The 17846-nt window shown below is 56.1% G+C and carries 14 protein-coding genes and 1 tRNA gene; 4 read left to right on the top strand and 11 right to left on the bottom strand.

Annotated elements, in window-relative coordinates; translation table 11 throughout:
* Positions 1 to 10: 10 nt before the first annotated feature.
* Complete coding sequence (recJ, locus tag GFR01_RS00855) at positions 11 to 1810, top strand: single-stranded-DNA-specific exonuclease RecJ (protein WP_099180920.1); 1800 nt, start codon at positions 11 to 13, stop codon at positions 1808 to 1810.
* 41 nt (positions 1811 to 1851) lie between these two features.
* Positions 1852 to 1927: transfer RNA gene (locus GFR01_RS00850), tRNA-Glu, on the top strand.
* A 236-nt stretch (positions 1928 to 2163) separates the two neighbouring features.
* On the opposite strand, the gene GFR01_RS00845 is transcribed toward GFR01_RS00850, so the two are convergent.
* A complete protein-coding gene (locus GFR01_RS00845) occupies positions 2164 to 3372 on the bottom strand; it encodes a HupE/UreJ family protein (protein WP_099180919.1) in 1209 nt (402 codons plus the stop codon).
* 3 nt (positions 3373 to 3375) lie between these two features.
* Complete coding sequence (locus GFR01_RS00840) at positions 3376 to 5325, bottom strand: adenine deaminase (RefSeq protein WP_099180918.1); 1950 nt, start codon at positions 5323 to 5325, stop codon at positions 3376 to 3378.
* Positions 5326 to 5575: 250 nt separating this feature from the next.
* Here GFR01_RS00840 and GFR01_RS00835 point away from each other — a divergent pair, with 250 nt between their 5' ends.
* Entirely contained in the window at positions 5576 to 7471 is a 1896-nt protein-coding gene (locus GFR01_RS00835) for a hypothetical protein (RefSeq protein WP_099180917.1), read from the top strand.
* Between the two features lie 51 nt (positions 7472 to 7522).
* Here the strand turns inward: GFR01_RS00835 and GFR01_RS00830 are convergent, their stop codons facing one another.
* The 4 genes from GFR01_RS00830 to exbB all read right to left on the bottom strand — a co-directional run bounded on the left by GFR01_RS00830 (position 7523) and on the right by exbB (position 10448).
* A complete protein-coding gene (locus GFR01_RS00830) occupies positions 7523 to 8263 on the bottom strand; it encodes a siderophore-interacting protein (RefSeq protein ID WP_099180916.1) in 741 nt (246 codons plus the stop codon).
* A 195-nt stretch (positions 8264 to 8458) separates the two neighbouring features.
* Entirely contained in the window at positions 8459 to 9295 is an 837-nt protein-coding gene (locus GFR01_RS00825; protein WP_099180915.1) for an energy transducer TonB, read from the bottom strand.
* On the bottom strand, positions 9292 to 9726 hold the full coding sequence (gene exbD / locus GFR01_RS00820) for a TonB system transport protein ExbD (protein WP_099180914.1): 435 nt from the start codon (positions 9724 to 9726) through the stop codon (positions 9292 to 9294). Before exbD ends, GFR01_RS00825 begins: the two co-directional genes overlap by 4 nt.
* A gap of 8 nt (positions 9727 to 9734) precedes the next feature.
* Complete coding sequence (gene exbB, locus GFR01_RS00815; RefSeq protein WP_063904441.1) at positions 9735 to 10448, bottom strand: tonB-system energizer ExbB; 714 nt, start codon at positions 10446 to 10448, stop codon at positions 9735 to 9737.
* A gap of 235 nt (positions 10449 to 10683) precedes the next feature.
* Between exbB and GFR01_RS00805 the strand changes: the two genes are divergently transcribed.
* Complete coding sequence (locus GFR01_RS00805; RefSeq protein ID WP_063904442.1) at positions 10684 to 11367, top strand: Fe2+-dependent dioxygenase; 684 nt, start codon at positions 10684 to 10686, stop codon at positions 11365 to 11367.
* A 42-nt stretch (positions 11368 to 11409) separates the two neighbouring features.
* Here the strand turns inward: GFR01_RS00805 and GFR01_RS00800 are convergent, their stop codons facing one another.
* From GFR01_RS00800 to GFR01_RS00780, 5 genes are all read right to left on the bottom strand, one after another.
* Positions 11410 to 11967: a DUF4405 domain-containing protein gene (locus GFR01_RS00800; protein WP_174694636.1), complete on the bottom strand. Its 558-nt coding sequence runs from the start codon at positions 11965 to 11967 to the stop codon at positions 11410 to 11412.
* Positions 11968 to 12015: 48 nt separating this feature from the next.
* Complete coding sequence (locus GFR01_RS00795; protein ID WP_099180912.1) at positions 12016 to 12621, bottom strand: O-methyltransferase; 606 nt, start codon at positions 12619 to 12621, stop codon at positions 12016 to 12018.
* Complete coding sequence (locus tag GFR01_RS00790) at positions 12614 to 14437, bottom strand: tannase/feruloyl esterase family alpha/beta hydrolase (RefSeq protein WP_244902092.1); 1824 nt, start codon at positions 14435 to 14437, stop codon at positions 12614 to 12616. Before GFR01_RS00790 ends, GFR01_RS00795 begins: the two co-directional genes overlap by 8 nt.
* 109 nt (positions 14438 to 14546) lie before the next feature.
* Positions 14547 to 15302, bottom strand: coding sequence for a tetratricopeptide repeat protein (locus GFR01_RS00785; protein WP_099180911.1), 756 nt, complete (start codon positions 15300 to 15302; stop codon positions 14547 to 14549).
* Positions 15303 to 15383: 81 nt separating this feature from the next.
* Positions 15384 to 17711, bottom strand: coding sequence for a TonB-dependent receptor (locus GFR01_RS00780; RefSeq protein ID WP_244902091.1), 2328 nt, complete (start codon positions 17709 to 17711; stop codon positions 15384 to 15386).
* Between the last annotated feature and the right edge of the window lie 135 nt (positions 17712 to 17846).

Genomic DNA, 17846 nt, shown 5'->3' with positions numbered 1-17846 from the left:
ATGGAGTAGCATGTTAGAAGACGATACGGGCCTGGTTCTCGGAGTATCCCGCAGCGCAGGCAACCGTCGGTGGATCTGGCGCGATCCACGTCTAGCAGAGGCGGATAACCGCCTCGCCCTTGGTCTGGCCCAGCGCGCGGCCATTCCAGAACTTCTGGCCCGTATCCTGACAGCCCGTGGCGTCACTGCCACGGACGCTGCGTCCTTTCTGGACCCACGCCTCCGCGATCTCATGCCCGATCCGTCCTGCCTTCAGGATATGGACGCGGCCGCAGCCAGACTGGCTCAGGCTGTTCGCAATCGGGAGCATGTGGGCCTTTTCGGCGATTATGACGTCGATGGGGCCTGCGGCACGGCACTGGTCTGCGACACGCTTCGTGAAATGGGCTGCACAGTCAGCACACATATTCCCGATCGGATGACCGAGGGTTACGGCCCTAATACAGCCGCCCTGGAAAAGCTTGTCGCTGACGGCGCGACCCTTTTGGTCTGCATCGATTGCGGAACAGCCGCCATCGACATTCTGAACGGCTTCCACGGTCAGACCGACGTCATTGTTCTAGACCATCACAAACCGGATGGTTCCATTCTTCCTAAAAGCCTTGTCGTAAACCCCAACCGACTGGATTGCACATCCGGTTTGGGATCAATCTGCGCCACCGCAGTCGCGTTTCTGACAATGGTCGCTACAGTACGCCTCCTGCGTCAGGAAGGCTGGTTCACCGACGGGCGCCAGCCTCCCAACCTGCTCAAGCGCCTTGACCTCGCAGCCCTCGCTACCATTTGTGACGTTATGCCTCTGACCGGTCTGAACCGCGCGCTCGTCATGCAAGGATTGCGCGTCATGGGTCGCGGAGAGCGCCTCGGGCTGGCGACGCTATCTTCCGTGGCAGGCGTAAAGGAAGAAGCCAGCGCCATGGCCTGTGGTTTTGCTCTTGGCCCACGGATCAATGCCGGTGGCCGAATTGCCAAAGCCAATCTGGGCCTGCGTCTCCTCCTGTCTGATGACGTTGTTGAAGCCCGTACGCTTGCTGATGAACTCGACAGCGTCAACCGACAACGCCAGAGCGTGGAAGCCGGGATTCTCACGCAGGCCATGGAACAGGCCGAGCAACAGATCGAAGACGGCCACGCCGTCATCTTCCTGCACGGAGAAACGTGGCATCCAGGTGTGGTGGGAATTGTCGCAGGACGCCTGAAAGAACGCTTCAACCGTCCTGCCCTTGTCGGGGCATTTGCGGACGGAATCATCAAAGGCTCAGCGCGATCCGTACCTGGACTGGACATAGGAGGTGCAGTCATTACCGCCCGCCAGTCAGGCCTTCTGGTCACTGGGGGTGGACATGCCATGGCAGCAGGTTTTTCCCTGACTAATGACAATGCCAAGCCCTTTCACGATTTTTTGGACGCCACCCTGTCAGAGGCCCGCGCTCTCCCTGTGCAGGAAGCGCTCCGTATTGACGGGCTTCTGACCTTGCGTGGCGCCTCGCTCGAAGTCGCTTCTCAACTTGAGCGGCTGGCCCCTTTCGGACCAGGCAATGAAGAGCCGGTATTGGCGATTAGTAATGTTCGGTGCGTCAAAAGCGATCGGATCGGCAAAGACGGTAACACCCTGCGCCTGATGTTTCAGGGAGAAGACGGTGGCACACGTCTAAAGGCGCTCGTTTTCCGTGCAGGAGACAAACCCTTTGTTCCGTTGCTTGAAGATCGGACGATGCCACTCCTGCATCTGGCAGGACATCTGCGGGTAGAAACCTGGCAGGAAAGAAAAAATCTGACTTTTTTCATTTCTGACGTTTCAGCCGCTTGACGGGGGTCAGGAACCCCCTTATACACCCGCTCACGCCTCCAGTCCCGTTCGTCTAGAGGCCTAGGACACCGCCCTTTCACGGCGGCAACACGGGTTCGAATCCCGTACGGGACACCAAGCTTTACAAGCACTTAGAGCTTTCTAAGTTATGTAATAAGCTGCTTTTGATCTCAGATGAGACCAAACGAGGTAATCAAAAAAACACTATCCCTGATGAGATTTCAGGTCTCTTTGGCCGGCTTTGAGATCTGCCTCTTGTGGCAGACGACAGCAGACCTGAGCACTATAATGATAAACGTCTCTCCTCTGAGAACCGCTCTTTTGTCATTCCAACATGACCGTAAGCAAAGCTCTCAGAAAAGCAGGTGATACGCCAGGATGCGTTGACCGGCCCAGAACAGACCAATAGCCGCAATGACAAGTGATCCCGGTATCGCAATCCGGCTTCTGAACCACGGACGTTTTCTGAACCATCCGACCGCCAGAGTGGCGAGCAGGATGATAAAAAGCTGTCCGGCATCCACGCCCAGGTTGAATCCCAGCAGAGCACCGATGAAATCCCGTTTGGGAAAGGGCACTTCGCTCAAACTGCTGGCAAAGCCAAAGCCATGAATCAGGCCGAAAGCAAAGACGACCAGTAGCCGCACTATTCCTAATCGGGGGCTAAAGACATTCTCCAGCCCCACGAACGAAATTGACAGCGCAATAGCCGGCTCCACAAAGCGGCTGGGAAGCTCGAAAATTCCATAGGTCGAAAGAAACAGCGTTGTGGCATGCGCCACTGTAAAGACAGTGGTCTGCGAAAGCAGTTTTCGCCAGCTGATCCCGAGGAAGAAAAGTCCGAGAACGAACAGGATATGATCCGTTCCTTCCGGGACAATGTGCTTGAAGCCAAGTTTCAGATAGACCGGAAGCTGCTGCCACCAGCTCAATGTATCCGGATCGAAACTGGCAGGTTGTTCAGCGTGCCCAACAGGCAACTTACCCCGATAATCGAAGGCCAGACTCTCATGCTGTCCTGCATCCAGCCAGCGGGTCTGTGTGAAATGTCGCTCGGGAAATTGCAGTGTGTAGGCGACCGGATAATCGATCTGTGCGCCGAGCGGGATTCGGAGCTGTAGCGGCCCACCATCCGGGGGCAGAGGAACATCGAACTGGAAATGTGCGGGCTTGTCGGCCGCAAGATCCATGTATTCTTCGCGGCTTTTGAAAGAAAAACCGTAACTTACAAACGTCGCAGGCAGCGCACGTTGCCCCGCAAAAAGCGGCAAGACCTGCGTAATACGTTCGGCAACATGTCGAACATCCGCCTCATGCTGCGGGCCAGTCCCGCTCGCCAAAGCATAATATCGGGCTGGATCGCCCAGCAGAACTGTCAGATCCATGTCAATCATGACTGTTGCCGCATCGGGCCGATCCAGCGAGACCAGCACTCTTGTCATGGACTCAGGATCTGCCTTGGCGACAGGGGCGAAACCAAGCAGACCCGCAAGAACAATGATACGGGTGCTGGACCTGAAAGTGAGGCCAATAGTTTTCAGCCCCCTGCAAATATCACCCATGCGTTACCAGACCGTAGGCATCGTCTGCCCTGTCTGAAGAAGAACAAGCCCGCTTGGATTGCCAGGATACGGAACAACAAGCCGCCATGTGAACGGGCTACAGGTAATCATGGAAATCAGAAGTCTCCGCGGGTAGCCGGGCGTCCCGATCCACTCCAGAGTGTCTGCTTTGGCGTAGACGTTTTCCATGCTTGCCGCTGCTTCCTGAATGGGTCGGCTAGTCATCAGGCCTGCAATTTCCAACTGCATTTCTGCAAGAACCTTTCCGTGTGAAACCATCACGATGCCGCCCCTGAGTTCGGCAATGCGATTGACGGCCAGCGCCATGGCCTCATCACTCGTTCCCATGACGGTGATGTTGTGCAGGTCATGAGAAACGGACGTGGCAATCGCACTATCCGGCGTCTTTGGGCCATTTCCCGTCCAGAACATCTTTCCCAGACGTCCCTGCCCCATGTAACGATCCACGGTTGCAACTTTGATAATGTCATGGGTGATGTCCCGCTGAACCACACCATCCACGACAGGAAGCGTTGCCGTTTTCTGTACAGGGTCCGTGTAAAATGGTGCCTGGATTGCGGCCGTGACCTGCGTTGTCTTCCCTTGAGGCGCAAGAATTTCGAAATCCTTTGCCGTCAGTTTCCTGCCAATATGAATGGTATCGGAAGCCCAGGACGGCCATGTGATTTTAGGAACTGGCAGCAGGTATTTTCCTTCCTGAGCCGCCAGCTTCCCATTCGCGAAAACATATTTGATTTTGACGTCTGGGACTGACGACAGAAGAACAACATCCGCATAGCGCCCTGGTGTAATTGATCCGACAATCTGGTCCATATGACCATGCTGTGCCGGGTAAAGGCTGCCCATGGCATAAGCCGCCTCCACCGGAGCGCCCATCTTGATGGCCAGCCGAATGTGGTAATCCATCGTTCCCTGCTTGAGGGTATCAGCAACATTCCGGTCATCCGTGACAAGGGAAACGTTGCTCCAGCTCTTCAGGCCCTTGTTGACAAAATAGGGGACAGCACGCTCGATATTATCGTCCCGCAATTGCAGAAATAATCCATGCTGGAGTTTGTTCCATGCCTCCTGTGGCAAGCGGGTTTCGTGATCGCTGGAAAGCCCTGCACCCGCGAAGGCGTTGATCGTATCCATGTCCCACAATCCGGCACCATGCCCGTCAATCACGCCACGATTATCAAATGTGGCCTGAATATTCTCCCAGATCCGCTGATGACCGGGATGAGAAGGATTGGACACCGCAGGCCAGTCCATGACTTCATCCAACCCCTGAACCCGGGGATTATCGCGAATATTGTCCGCGATTTCCTGATAAGCATAACTCCCCCCGCCCTGCTCGAAAGCTGAAGGTGGCGTGGCTGACCCCAATGCAGGGAAAATTTTCAGCGGACTTCCGAGCCGTTCAGGCGTCAGCCAGAATTCGACGTTATGCACCCCACTGACATTGGCGAATTCATGGGAGCCTTCGGTCGTCCACGTATTGCCAAGGGGAATGACGAGTGCCGCCTCCAGTTCAGGCGACAACATTGAGCTTTCTATGTGTTTGTGGGATTCACCAAACCCCGGCACGGCAGGAAGGCCCCTGGCATCGAACACTGAAGCCGCATGCCCTTTCCACTGCCCTGTCGGGCCGACCCAGGCGATGCGCTGGCGGGCAACGACAATGTCCTGCCCGTCTTCCCAGCTAAGGGTATAGACGTTCAATACCTTCGCATTGTGAATGATGAGATCGGCCGGTGCCTGTCCCAGAGCGACAGCCACAAGAGCCTGTCGTGTTTTGACTTCATCGTTGAAGGCAATGGGATGAAGGACATGACTCGCCGTCGGAACGCTGACAGGTGCGCCAATTGCTATTGCACCGGGAAGCATCGCGCCTCCGATGCATGACAGGACGAGGATGTGACGACGCCATTGAGACGGGCGGAGGAGCATGTTCGAATTTCCAGTCACACGGGAAAAAGTGCCGGAGCTTAGTCAGGGTAATAACGATTACGCAATATTCGTATAGTGGTCAGCCGTGGTCGCCACAGGCTCCTGCCCCTGTTTTTATTGCCGCGAAATTCTTCCTGATTCTGAAACCTTTTTTAACCTTCCCGATCACAACTTCGTGTCATAAGACAGACATGTTTTGACATGGAGTATCTCGTTGTTTCCTCTTCGCTTTTCAGTCCGAAAAATCTTGATGATAGGTACGGCATCCGGACTGATCGCAAGCGTCCCTCTCGCCTATGCTGCTGATGACGATGTGCTGTCTCGCATGGAGCAGGAAATGCATCGCCTTCAGGAAGCACAGGCGCATGTTCAGAAGGAACAGGAAGAGATCAATCGGGATCTGGTCGTTCTGCGCTCGGAAATGGCAAAACACCGAGGGACGACAACTCATGGGGCAACCAAAACGCCCCTGACCGAGACCGCATCTGCCCGTAATGGGGGAGTGTCACCAACAACACATGCAAGTACTGCGGGGTCCAGCCATCATTCTCTGCTAAAATCGACACAACTGGCAACCGAAACGGAGACCACACGCGCATCCGTTTCTGCAAGGCCAGTTTCCAGCTCCACTCAGATACGTGACAGGGTCGCGCTGGACCGCAACGGGCGTGCTGTAACTGATGCAGGAACCGGGTCGGAACTCGCCGTTGTGGGGCGACGCGCCGAAGATGTCATGGTTCACTTCGCTGAAAATGGCGTTGGCCCACACCCTCGTGAAACGATCGGCGCTCAGGCAGCCGGTGCTGTCGGCGATCGGGGGGTATTTCACCTTGGCCCCGTCACGATCATGCTTGGTGGATTTGTCGATATGGCGGCGGTTCTTGAGAACCGTCATGTCGCGTCTGGCACATTCAATTACTGGCAGGACATGCCGTATCCGAATGAACCGCGGTATCATACCAATAATTTTGAAGGGAGCGCCCGATATAGCCGCCTTTCCCTTCTGGCACGCGGCAACATCAATTCTGAAGCCACCATTTCAGGCTTCTTTGAATCCGATTTTGGTGCCGGCGCTGTCACGACAGATCCGTATGAAAGCAACAGCTATGCGTTCCGGATGCGTCAGGCCTATCTGGCCTATGATGACAACAAAGCTGGCTGGCATTTCCTTGGCGGCCAAGCCTGGAGCCTTCTGACACCCGGCCGTATCGGCATTGTGGCCCGCCAGGAAAGCCTTCCCGAAACCATTGAAGCCTCCATGCTGGCTGGTCAGACGTGGTCTCGCCAATGGCAGGTTCGCGTCGTCAAGGATTTCATGGACCACCGCCTCTGGGCCGGTTTCTCCATCGAAAACCCGGCAACTCTTTATGACACCACTGGCTTCACGAACTCCAACGGCACGGTCTCCCTGCCAAACGGCAACACGGCCACGATTGGCGAAAACGGCGTTGGTCTGACGAATGACACAGCGAACTTCTCAAACGAAATCGCGCCAGACCTGATTGGCAAACTGGCTTACGATCCAAGCTGGGGCCATTACGAAGTCGAGGGCATTCTGCATTTCCCGCATGATCGCGTGACCATCAATCATACGGGCCACAACAACACGGCCATTGCTGGCGGTGCTGGGGGCTCCCTAATCCTACCGATCATCCCAAGCAAGCTGGAACTCCGCGCTGCGGGTCTCGCAGGATGGGGCATCAACCGTTACGGCTCTGTGCTGCTTCCAGACGCAACACTGAATGCCAAGGGAGATCCAGTACCCCTCTTCGGCATTCAGGCGCAGGCAGGCCTTATTGCACATCCCAACCCGCACATTGATGTGTACGGATATTTCGGAACACAGCGCGTGGGACATGCCTATTTCAATAGCGATGGCTCGTCCTACGGCTACGGCAACCCGCTGTACTCAAATGCTGGCTGCCTGCAGGAGCTTTCATCCCTCACCTGCTCCGCCAATACGCGGGGTATTTCAGAAGCGACGATCGGTGCCTGGTGGCGGTTCTTCAAAGGTCGCTTTGGCACTGTTGAAGGTGGCACCCAGCTTGCCTATGCACGGAGGGACATCTGGAAAGGCATCGGGGGTGATCCACATACCAGCATGAGCCAGGTCTTTTTCGATTTCCGCTATCTGCCTTTCCAGTAAATCGCCCCTGTCATAAAAGCCCCGTGTTTGACGCACGCGGCTTTTCCATTTTCATCCTTTGGTCCAGTAACCAGACGCCTTGATCCACTGCGGCGAAATTCCGCGCTCATTTTCCAGAACATTCCGGATGGCCCGTGCAACGGATGCTTCCGCCGCAACCCAGATGAATGTCTGCGGCGCGATCTGAATGGTCTTCAGGGCGCGCAGGAACGGCTCGGCGTGATGCGCCTGTTCGCTTGGACGATGAACCCAGACAGGTGTGTAGGACGCCTTCGTTTCGAAGGACTGTTCCTCTGAGGCATCTGTCACCGCAGCCAGCGTGGTGACCGGCGTTCCGGCAGCAAGTTCCTCGACGCGCCTGCCGATAGCCGGAAGTGCGGTTTCATCCCCAATCAGAAGCCAGTGGCGAATATCACCTGTAATGACGCGCGATCCTTTGGGACCACCAATGGCCAGATGATCGCCGGGCTTGGCGCCACGAGCCCAGTCCGCCGCCGGGCCGCCATCATGGTCAACAAAATCCAGAACCAGCGTTCCAGCAGCGCGATCAAACACGCGCGGCGTGTAATCCCGACGGGCCATGTCACCATTCCCCTGCGGAACAAAAATCTTGATGTGATCATCCGGTGACAGACTGGGAAAATCCCGAAGACTCTCATCCTGAAGCGTGATGCGGATCATGTGTGGCGTCACACGCCCGACGTCCACAACGGTCAGATCACGGCGTTTCAGCTCGTGCATGACACGACGGATTTCCGGGGGAGCAATGGTTGTGGTGTCAGTAACGGTCATCTTCTCATCCTTGAATTACCCCTGAGTAACGGGTCTGAGGACTGCATGACGACAGACGCACAGGCCCGGCACAGCGCAGGGGGCTGTTCGGTTCTGTGCGTTGATTGACGTTAACGCTTACGGAAACTGGAGACGTCCAGCCTCAATGTCATCTCCAGCCACGATCTGACTGGAGCATTCCTTCAGCTTTTCTCCCTACTGATCCTCGACCGAAAATTCGATCGGAACCGTCAGGGAAACTGTCGCACCTTCGATCTCGTCCGGTGGAGGCGGAAATGGTTCCGCCCGACGAACAACTGCGAGTGTTTCTTCGTCAAGCAGCGCAAAGCCACCACTCTTCCGGATCTTTGCAGACAGAACATGCCCGTGTCGATCCATGACGAAGAACAGAATCGGTGTGCCTTCCTGATGCTCGGCCAGAGCTTCTGCCGGATAACGCTTGAAACGTTCGAGACGCGCCAGAATATCACCCTGCCACGTCACGGGGGCATTGCTGGAACGACTGGCATGGGACGTAGAGGCCGCGCTACTGCTCTGCGATGGCGTACTGTCCGCAGCGGGCGGCGCAGTCATTTTCTCGGCGACAGGCGCCTGCATCGGGACCGGCTTTACAGGCTGGGAAGGCGTTTTTGCTGTCTTTTTGTGAACTTTGACCTTCTCCAGCTTCGGAACAGGCACGGGCGGATGCGGTGCCGGAGACGGCGGCGCATCGACCTGCTGAGGCGTATCCGGCTGCGGTTCCGGCGGCGTGACCATCTGCTGCGGCCCGGGATCAACTTCCTGTGGAGGAGCGGGCGCAGGTGTCGGCATGGGCGACATGTCAATCGCAATAGCCGGAGGCGGTGCAGCACTTGGGGCCGCAACCTGTGGGGGCGCATGCGTTACGGCCCACCAGAGTGCCACGCCTGTCAGAACAGTCATGGCGGCACCAGACAGACCCCAGACACGGACACTCCGCTGGTCTTCTGTCTGCTGATACCATTGATACCAGTCCCGAAAGGTCGTGGGGAGAGACGCGTGTGAAGAACTCACGGCCCTTCCCCAGCCTCCTGCCCCTGAAGCGTGACAAGTGCGACCTTGAGGAAACCAGCCTTCCGAAGCTGCCCCATCACATCCATCAGCGTTCCATAATCGACGGTCTTGTCCGCCCGCAGGAAAATCCGCTCTTCCTTGTTCCCTTTGCTGGCTTTGCCGAGTGCATCAATAAGCTGATCCGAACTGACGGCATCTTCGCCCAGAGCCAACGTATGGTCAGCCTTGACGGTCAGGAAAACCGGTTCGTCCGGGCGGGGAGCGGGTGCTTCGGTTGAAGATGGCAAATCAACCGGGACGTTGACCGTCGTCAGAGGTGCAGCAACCATGAAGATCACGAGCAGAACGAGCATGACGTCGATAAAGGGCGTCACGTTGATTTCGTGCGCTTCCAGCACCGCCTCATCGGCATGACGAATATGAATGGCCATGCCTGCGATTACTCCGCGGCAGCCATGAAGCGGACGACATTGCCGCTTGCTGCAAGCGCCGCGCGGGCCAGATCACGGGAGACCAGACGCATCACCAGTGACGTCAGATCCGCCACACAGGCGCGACAGGCCGCCGTCTGACGGGCCAGATGATTGTAAATCACAACAGCAGGGATGGCCGCAACCAGACCAAGCGCCGTGGCCAGCAGAGCCTCTGCGATACCAGGAGCAACAACAGCCAGGCTGGTCGCATGAGCGGCGGCGATGCCGGTAAAGGAGGACATGATGCCCCATACCGTTCCGAACAGGCCAATGAAGGGAGACGTCGCACCAATCGTGGCGAGCACGCCGGTCCCCCTCATCAGGCGGCGGCCTTCAGCAGCTTCCAGACGCTCAAGATGCAGGACGATCCGCTCCTTGATGCCTTCACGATCGGCAGGAATATCTTCCGAGCGGCGGCGCTCCGCTTCTGCGGCCAGCACCATGGCGTGAGCGATACCCGCACCATCGCGCGTCCATTCTTCTCCCAGATGCAGCGTGTCTGCGTCTTCCAGAGCCGTTTCTGATTTTTTGAGCTGCGCACGCAGCCGAACCAGCTCCACAGTTTTGGCAATGAAAATCGTCCATGTGACGACGGATGCCGCAGCCAGAAGCGTCATGACGCAGCGGACAACCGGCCCGGCGCCAAGAAACATCTGCCAGGGAGAGAACGTAAGAGACATTACTGTGCCTGTCGGGGCGACACGCTGCGCCCTCCTGTCTCGGGGTTGAACCATATCTGTTCTTTGCTGGATGCTGACGCCGAACGTGCGCAACCCCTGACACAAAACGCCATATGGATTGCAGAAATCCGCAAAGAGTTTTATGAACGATAATGAGAGTCATTCTTATTTACAAGCAGGATTTTGAACCGACCTTGAGAAAGGCCGCATTTCAAAACAAGGAAGCCCCGGAAACATGCTGATCCACGTCCCGAATGTTCTGTCCGTAGAGGAAGTCCGCTACTGCCGTGAACGCCTGGAGGCTGCGGAATGGACGGATGGCCGTGTCACAGCAGGGGAGCAGTCCGCGAAAGCAAAGCTAAACCTGCAAATTCCTCAGGATTCAGATGTCTGTCGGGAACTGGGGGACATTGTTCTGCGCGCGCTCGGCCGCAATCCCACCTTCAACAGTGCGGCCCTGCCTCTGCGGGTTTATCCGCCGCTCTTCAACCGGTACGATACCGGAATGCATTTCAACGCTCATGTTGATAATGCCATCCGCCCTATTCCGGGCGCAGGCTTCCGCATCCGGACGGATGTTTCCTCAACGCTGTTCCTGTCTTCGCCCGAAGATTACGACGGCGGAGAACTTGTTATTCAGGACACATACGGCAATCAAAGCGTCAAACTGCCTGCGGGCGACATGGTTGTGTACCCGTCCACAAGCCTGCACAGCGTCAATCGCATTACGCGCGGGAGCCGTTGGGCATCGTTTTTCTGGTCCCAGTCCATGGTCCGGGACGATACGAAGCGTGCTCTTTTATATGATTTTGATCGCTCCATCATCGAGACCCGCAAGGCCCTTCCCGATGATCACCCAGCGGTTCTGGGTCTGACCTCAACCTACCACAACCTTCTGCGGCAATGGGCTGAACTTTAAGCTGGATTGCCCCGTTTTCTAAACGGGGCAATCGGTCTCGCATCAATGCTCGTCGTGATGGTCGTGTTCTGATGGGCCATGCTGATGTCCATGGCCACCACTCTGAAACGCCATGGCCAGAACGTCATTCGTATTCTTGCCATTCGCTTCAGCAATCTGCGCAATCGACTGATCTTCAGATGTCACCGTCAGGCCATGCGCAGAGAGCTTATGGGCCAGCATTCCCCCGTCCATATGCGCGAGCGGAGCGACCTGAGACAGGGGAGCCTGCGTCACCAACGGTACCAGCATGAAGGCAACCTGCTTGTTGCCAGCATGGCCGGACGACGATTGCGGCAGGAAGAAATAGGCTGTTGAAGCCAGTACCACCAGAAGCGGAATATAGAGCGTTCCGCGCCGGGCGTAATTGACGAGTGACGTCCAGTTCTTGATCAGATGCAGCGCAAACGGCACGAGCAGGACCATGCTCAGCCATTCATGCATCGGGTGGAAAGCTCCGGGGCCCCAGTGGAAGAAAAGTGCCACCCCGGTAATGGCCGAGATCAGGAAGAATCCTGTCGTCAGTGGGGTTCCGTAACGGTTCATGAAAGTTCTGAACATTGAGCTTTCCAGAAAGGGACGCAGACGCCCTGTTAGAGAATAAAAAATTTAGCCGGGCAGAAAACGGCTGACTTCCAGCCCTGTCCCGACGGAGAGCGGAACACTCAGAATACCAGGACGGGAGCGAACGAATTCCTGATAGCGCCGGGCGTCTTCACCACCCGGAACAACCATATTATCCGCAACCAGAACGGCACCCGGCCGCAGATGCGGCATCAGGGCTTCAAGGCATGGCACATAGAGATTCTTCCAGAGGTCCAGAAGGACGAAATCAATGCCGTCCTTCAGCTCTGAAATCATCTCAACCGCATCCCCGATACGGTACTCAATGTGTTCTTCCACACCGGCACGCGCAGCCATGTCTCTGGCGAAAGCAACCTTCTCTTGCTCCAGCTCCATGGTGATGACACGACCGCCCGTTCGGCGTGCCGCTTCCGCCAACCACAGGGTGGAATAGCCAAAGGACGTTCCCAGTTCGAGGATCGTCGGTGCTTTGAGGTTGCGCGCCAGAATGTTGATCAGTTGCCCGGTCTGCGGACCTACCGCCATGAAACGCTCGGACGCGGGGCGGGAAATCCCGTCCGCATGCTCCTGCCGTTCTTTCTGGATCCGCTCATAATAGAGATCCAGAACAGCGTTCAGTTTGTCATCCATGAGTATGCTCCTGTACGGCCAGTTTCCCGTCGCGCACCGTGTAATCCTTCTGATTATCCGGCCCAATCAGGGAGTTGGAATAACTGTCAAACGTCATTGGCAGGGAAACCGATGACTTCACAGGATGGTAATTCGCAGCGGAATTCACATCTCCATGCCCCGTATAGCGGGCAATAAACGGGTAAGGATAAACTGGTCGACTGGCGATTGCTGCACCATTGGGCCGGGCATAAGGCTGACTGGGCATGACCGCTGCGTGGATCTGACCACCCCCAATTTTCCCTGTACCTCCCGGCTTCTGCCCTGGCGGCCCCATAGGCAGATCGGACTGCGCGGTTCTTTCCGTCAGGATCGCGTTTGGCGCAGTTCCGTTTTCCGTCCATGCCATCAGCGGAGACAGGAAATCCACCTGCGGAAAGCCGTCACCGTTTCCACAATGCCCAACCCCCGGAAGCAGATAAAAACGCAGGAAACGATCCGTCAGTTTACGGCCCATTTCCTTCTGTACACCCTGATAATAGGCAATCGTGTTGACGGGAGAAATCGATTGGTCGGCCAGACCATGCCAGAGAATCAGATGACCACCTCGGCGCTGAAACGGATGTAGGTTCGTATTCTCTGCATTATAGAGTGGCACCAGTTCATTCATGATGTTGAACGTCGCCTGATCGAACTGGAACAGCTTCAGATCTGCTGCCTTTTCGTTCACTTCCGGTGAAATGACATACGCAATGGCCGAAGCCGCAATTCCATTGCTCATGCTCTCGCCGGTTGGGGACGAAGGCAGCGCCCACTGCGTTTCGGAACCGGGGAATGGCCCGTGCAGAATATAGGACCGGGCGGACGCATCAGTTGCCCCGCTGTAGATCCGAAGTGCTGCCTGTGTTTCCTCCGCTGTCAGGCAATGGGACGTATCTGTTTGATCGACCGGACACTGCACCCACGCAGGATCAAAATGGCAAGCTCGCGGCTCCTCCAGAATACCGTCTGCCACTCCGGACAGTGTCGGACAGTGCTGAACAACTGCGTCATGAAGAATAGAAACACGATCCTGTAACAGGATGTTCGTGCCATCAGCGCGCTGGTTCCCGCGGACATTCCAAGCGTGGTAAAATGAGTTCTGCACCGTGAAGAGAGCGGCCGGAGCTCCGGCGGAAATCCCGTCAAAATCATCCGGAAAGCGCTGCGCCTCCATAAGCGCTTCGCGTCCACCATCCGAACAGCCTACAAAATAAGAATACTTCGGAGTCTGACCATAAAACGTTTTCGTCAGTGCTTTGGCGGCGAGTGTGGTCAGATGATTGGCACGATATGCAAAATCAATCCGCTTCTGCGGGTCTTTGCCAAAGAAGCCCTGCTGTAATCCCATCATGGAACCGGTGTGACCCAGATCATCACCGGCCATGACAAATTCACCATTCAAGGCAGGGGCGCAGGCCCCAGCATTGCTGACACCGACATGGGTCATGCCACACAGGCCACCGCAACCGCCGAGCAGAAACCGCTGCGTCCAGTGTTCCATGGGCAGGTCAACTTCGAAGGAAATGCTTGGCGCGATCTGCCCGGCAACCTTGCAGAACTTGCCTTTTGGAGTTTCCAGAACGACCGCAACCTGATGATCAACAGACGCACCAACGAAGGGTGCCAGATCCGTTTTTCCAAGCATTTCACACGATATGACAGGAGCAACCGGAGGCAGAGTGGCGGCAGAGGTTGCCCTCGCCGGGTGCACGATCCCCAGAGCCAGCATGGCCACGCAAATTGCGGCCAACAGGCTCCATGCCGATCGTCGATAGCATTGAAAAAGAGACCTCAAGACGCACCTCTCCATGAACAGGGTTTCAATAACCCGGTCATATGACATTGCTTCCCGGTCACGCGCTGCGACAGAAGTGTATGAATTTGTAAATCCGACACAGACGTTGCTACTCCGCGCATAATCTCTCGCCAGACGAAAGTCGCTCCAATGTTGTGGAGACAATCCGGGGCTGTTCTTGCCCGGCAAGCTGACGGGTGGCCTGTGCTTTCACGGTATGCAGAGCAGGATTTTCACAAACCCCAATCAGGTCGATAATTGCCCTGCAAACATCCGGGAAACCGGATTTCAAAGCCCTCTGGAAACACGACACCGCAACCGTGACATCCTGCTGTGCCAACGCAAGGCGTGCAAGATTCAGCTCTGCCCAGCAGTCGCCCCCTTCAGCTGCAGCCTGAAAGAAGACTTTCGCGCCTTCCGGATCAGGCGATCCACTCACACCCTCTTCGTGCAACAACCCAAGCATATTCAGGGCTTTCGCATTTCCTTTTGCAGCAGAAGATACATAGAGCCAATATGCCCGAGCACGGTCCTTTGGAACGCCATCTCCCAACAAGAGGAGGTCAGCCAAATTGAACATGGCCCATCCCTCTCCCGCCGCTGCCGCTGTTTCGAAACACGATGCAGCCTGAGCAGGATTACGAGGTACGCCCCAACCGCGCTCATAAGCACGGCCGAGCATGTTCACAGCAACCGGATGGCCACTCCGTGCAGCTGCTTCGAAATATGGGAAGGCGTCCACGAACCAGCCTCTGTCCACATGCATTTGACCCAGCAGAAGCTGAGCCTGCACCTGTGGAGGACAGGCCGTATCTGACTTGTCGTGCTCAGGAACAGGATCGTCTGACTGCCCGCGCGAAACCATGTTTTTCCACCGATACTTACCAGAAAACCCTCCCGGCCATCTGACCGGAAGGGCTGAAAATTATTCTTCCTGCATCAGGTCTCAGAAATTGAGGCCAAAGCTTCCCATGAACGTCCGTCCCGAAAGCGGAACCGCGCGCCCCGTATTGAAAGCCGAACCATAATTCAGATGGTTGGTCAGGTTGTTGGCGTTGAACTGCACATGGTACCGACCGTAGTCGTAGGACACGATACCGTTCAGCGAGAAGTTGTAAGGCATACGCGCCGTATTGGCTTCGTTGGACCAGTACCCGGAGCTGTACTGGGCGCCACCGCCAACCTTCAGCGTACCCTGGCTGGGTCGCAGGACCAGATGCGACAGGTTGTAGGTGCTCCACACCGAGAACGTGTTGTGTGGAAGCTGAGGCGCCTGATTACCATACAGGGTGGCACTATTCGTCACCTTGCCGCCCATATAGGCGTATGTGGCGTATATATCCCAATTCTGGGTGATCTTGCCTGTCGCGCTCAGTTCCGCACCGCGGATACGCCTACCCGTTCCCGCATCCTGGAAGCCAGTAACGATGTTGCCGTCATCATCATAGGTGTAGGAATTGTTCTGATTGATCTGGAACAGCGCGGCGGTCACGCCAAGGCGCTTGTTGAAGAAATCGAGCTTGCTTCCAACTTCAAACAGATCACTACGCTGCGGCTTGAGGTCACGTCCATTGACCGCAACGTCTCCCACACTGGCCTGGTTGGTAATCTGGGAAGATACATCCGTTCCCACTGGCTTGTAAGAGCGGGCAAATGTGAAATAGACGGTCGCATCCTTGGTGACGTCATACATGATGCTGGCAGACGGGCTGAACCTGTTGGAACTCTGGGCCTGCGTGCCGGAAGAAGCGGCGGCCGCGCTCCAGTAAGTGCTCTTATAGCTATCCCATCGGAATGTTCCGAAGATGGACAGTTTCTTGGTCAGGTGGATCTTGTCAGCCAGAAAAAGACCCAGATCCCGGAAGTCTGCAGTCCGGTGCCCGCTGGACGGCCAGGTGATATATGTGCCCGGCGAGGAGTAATACGGATTGCGGATGGTCTGATTGTTCGTTCGGTTCACATATGTGCCCATAACCCGGTCGTCTTTGGTGTAGTTGATATCCACACCAGCCCGCAGGTCATGCTTCAGGAACCAGGTATCGAATTTCGAACGCGTCATCATGACGTTCTGGATGCCCCAGCCATCCTGCTGGTAGGCAGCCCCACCGCCAGCGCCATAAGCCAGAGAGGGATTTCCACCGGCAAGGAAACTTGACGCGCAGGTGCCGGAACAGGCGTTGGGATTGGTCGCAGCATAATCACGATGATAATGGCTGAAACGGGTATCGTTGCTCAGCGTCAGCCACTTTGCAATTTCACTCGCGAACTTCGACGTGACCATGTGGATATTGGAATTATCCCGGTCAAAGCTGCGCGTATAAGTCGTATTCCGGTTCAGTCCATGCTCGGTTATGGGCGAATATGTATTACCAATCAGGATCATAGGCACGCCATAATCCGGCGTTCCACGGCTGCCGAGCCACTGGTAATTCAGGTGATAAGTGGTTTTCGTTCCCAGACCAAAACCGATATCTGCCGCCACACCATAGCGATCAGAACGGACGTTATTCCGGTCCGCAACGTCCTGCTTGTTGTACATGCCGTTCACGCGAAGGGCTGTATGCTTGCCAAGCTGGTAGTTAACGTCCCCTGTTCCGCGATACTGCATTCCACTACCGATGGACTGATCGAACGCGTAATGATTTCCCAGATGAGCTTTCTTCAGCGTCTGGTTGATCACACCACCAACGTTGCCGGCACCGAAATATTCGCCACTTGGGCCTTTGACGACTTCAACGCTTTCAGTGTTGAACGTGTCACGCACATACGTGCCAAAATCCCGCAGACCATCTTCGTAAATGTCCCCACGCGCCTGCTGACCACGAATACGGAACTGGTCGCCGTTCAGACCGCCATTGCCTTCACCGGTGGACATCGTGATGCCCGGAACATTGGCCAGCGCCTGATCCAGGGTAAACAGACGCTGCTGCTCAATCAGGGTCTTGGGAACGACACTGATAATCTGGGGCGTTTCCCGCACGGTATCAGGCATACGCCCAATATCCAGTGTCGTGTTGTTCGTATTGGTAGGCTCAGGGGGGGCAGTATCGGTTTGTCCATGAACCTTGACCGCAGGAAGACTGACGGAGGCGGCATCGTTCGCAGTTCCGGCATCCTGAGCTTCTGCTTCTCCGGCTTCCGTTACACCCAGCCCGGCTCCCAGAGCCAGAAGAGCCAGTTTCTGCCATTTTGCTGCGGAAGACTGTCCTGCCTCGGTACAAACCGGGCCGTCTGTCAGAGATCGCGGGCTGAGATGTTCGTTTTTCGAAGGCATGAAACCACCTGAACTGATTGGCCGACAGCACCCAGACGAAACAATCGCCAGCCTTGATCACCCGGAACAGTCCCGCCGCCATCGCCGCATTCAGGCAGACAGCGTATTCAGGAAATACATTCCTCCAAGGCCATG

The sequence above is a fragment of the Gluconobacter frateurii genome (assembly GCF_002723955.1).
In the GTDB taxonomy this organism is placed as follows: Bacteria; Pseudomonadota; Alphaproteobacteria; order Acetobacterales; family Acetobacteraceae; genus Gluconobacter; species Gluconobacter frateurii.
Note: the sequence above shows the minus strand (reverse complement) of the source record. Positions and strands in the feature narration are given on the sequence as shown.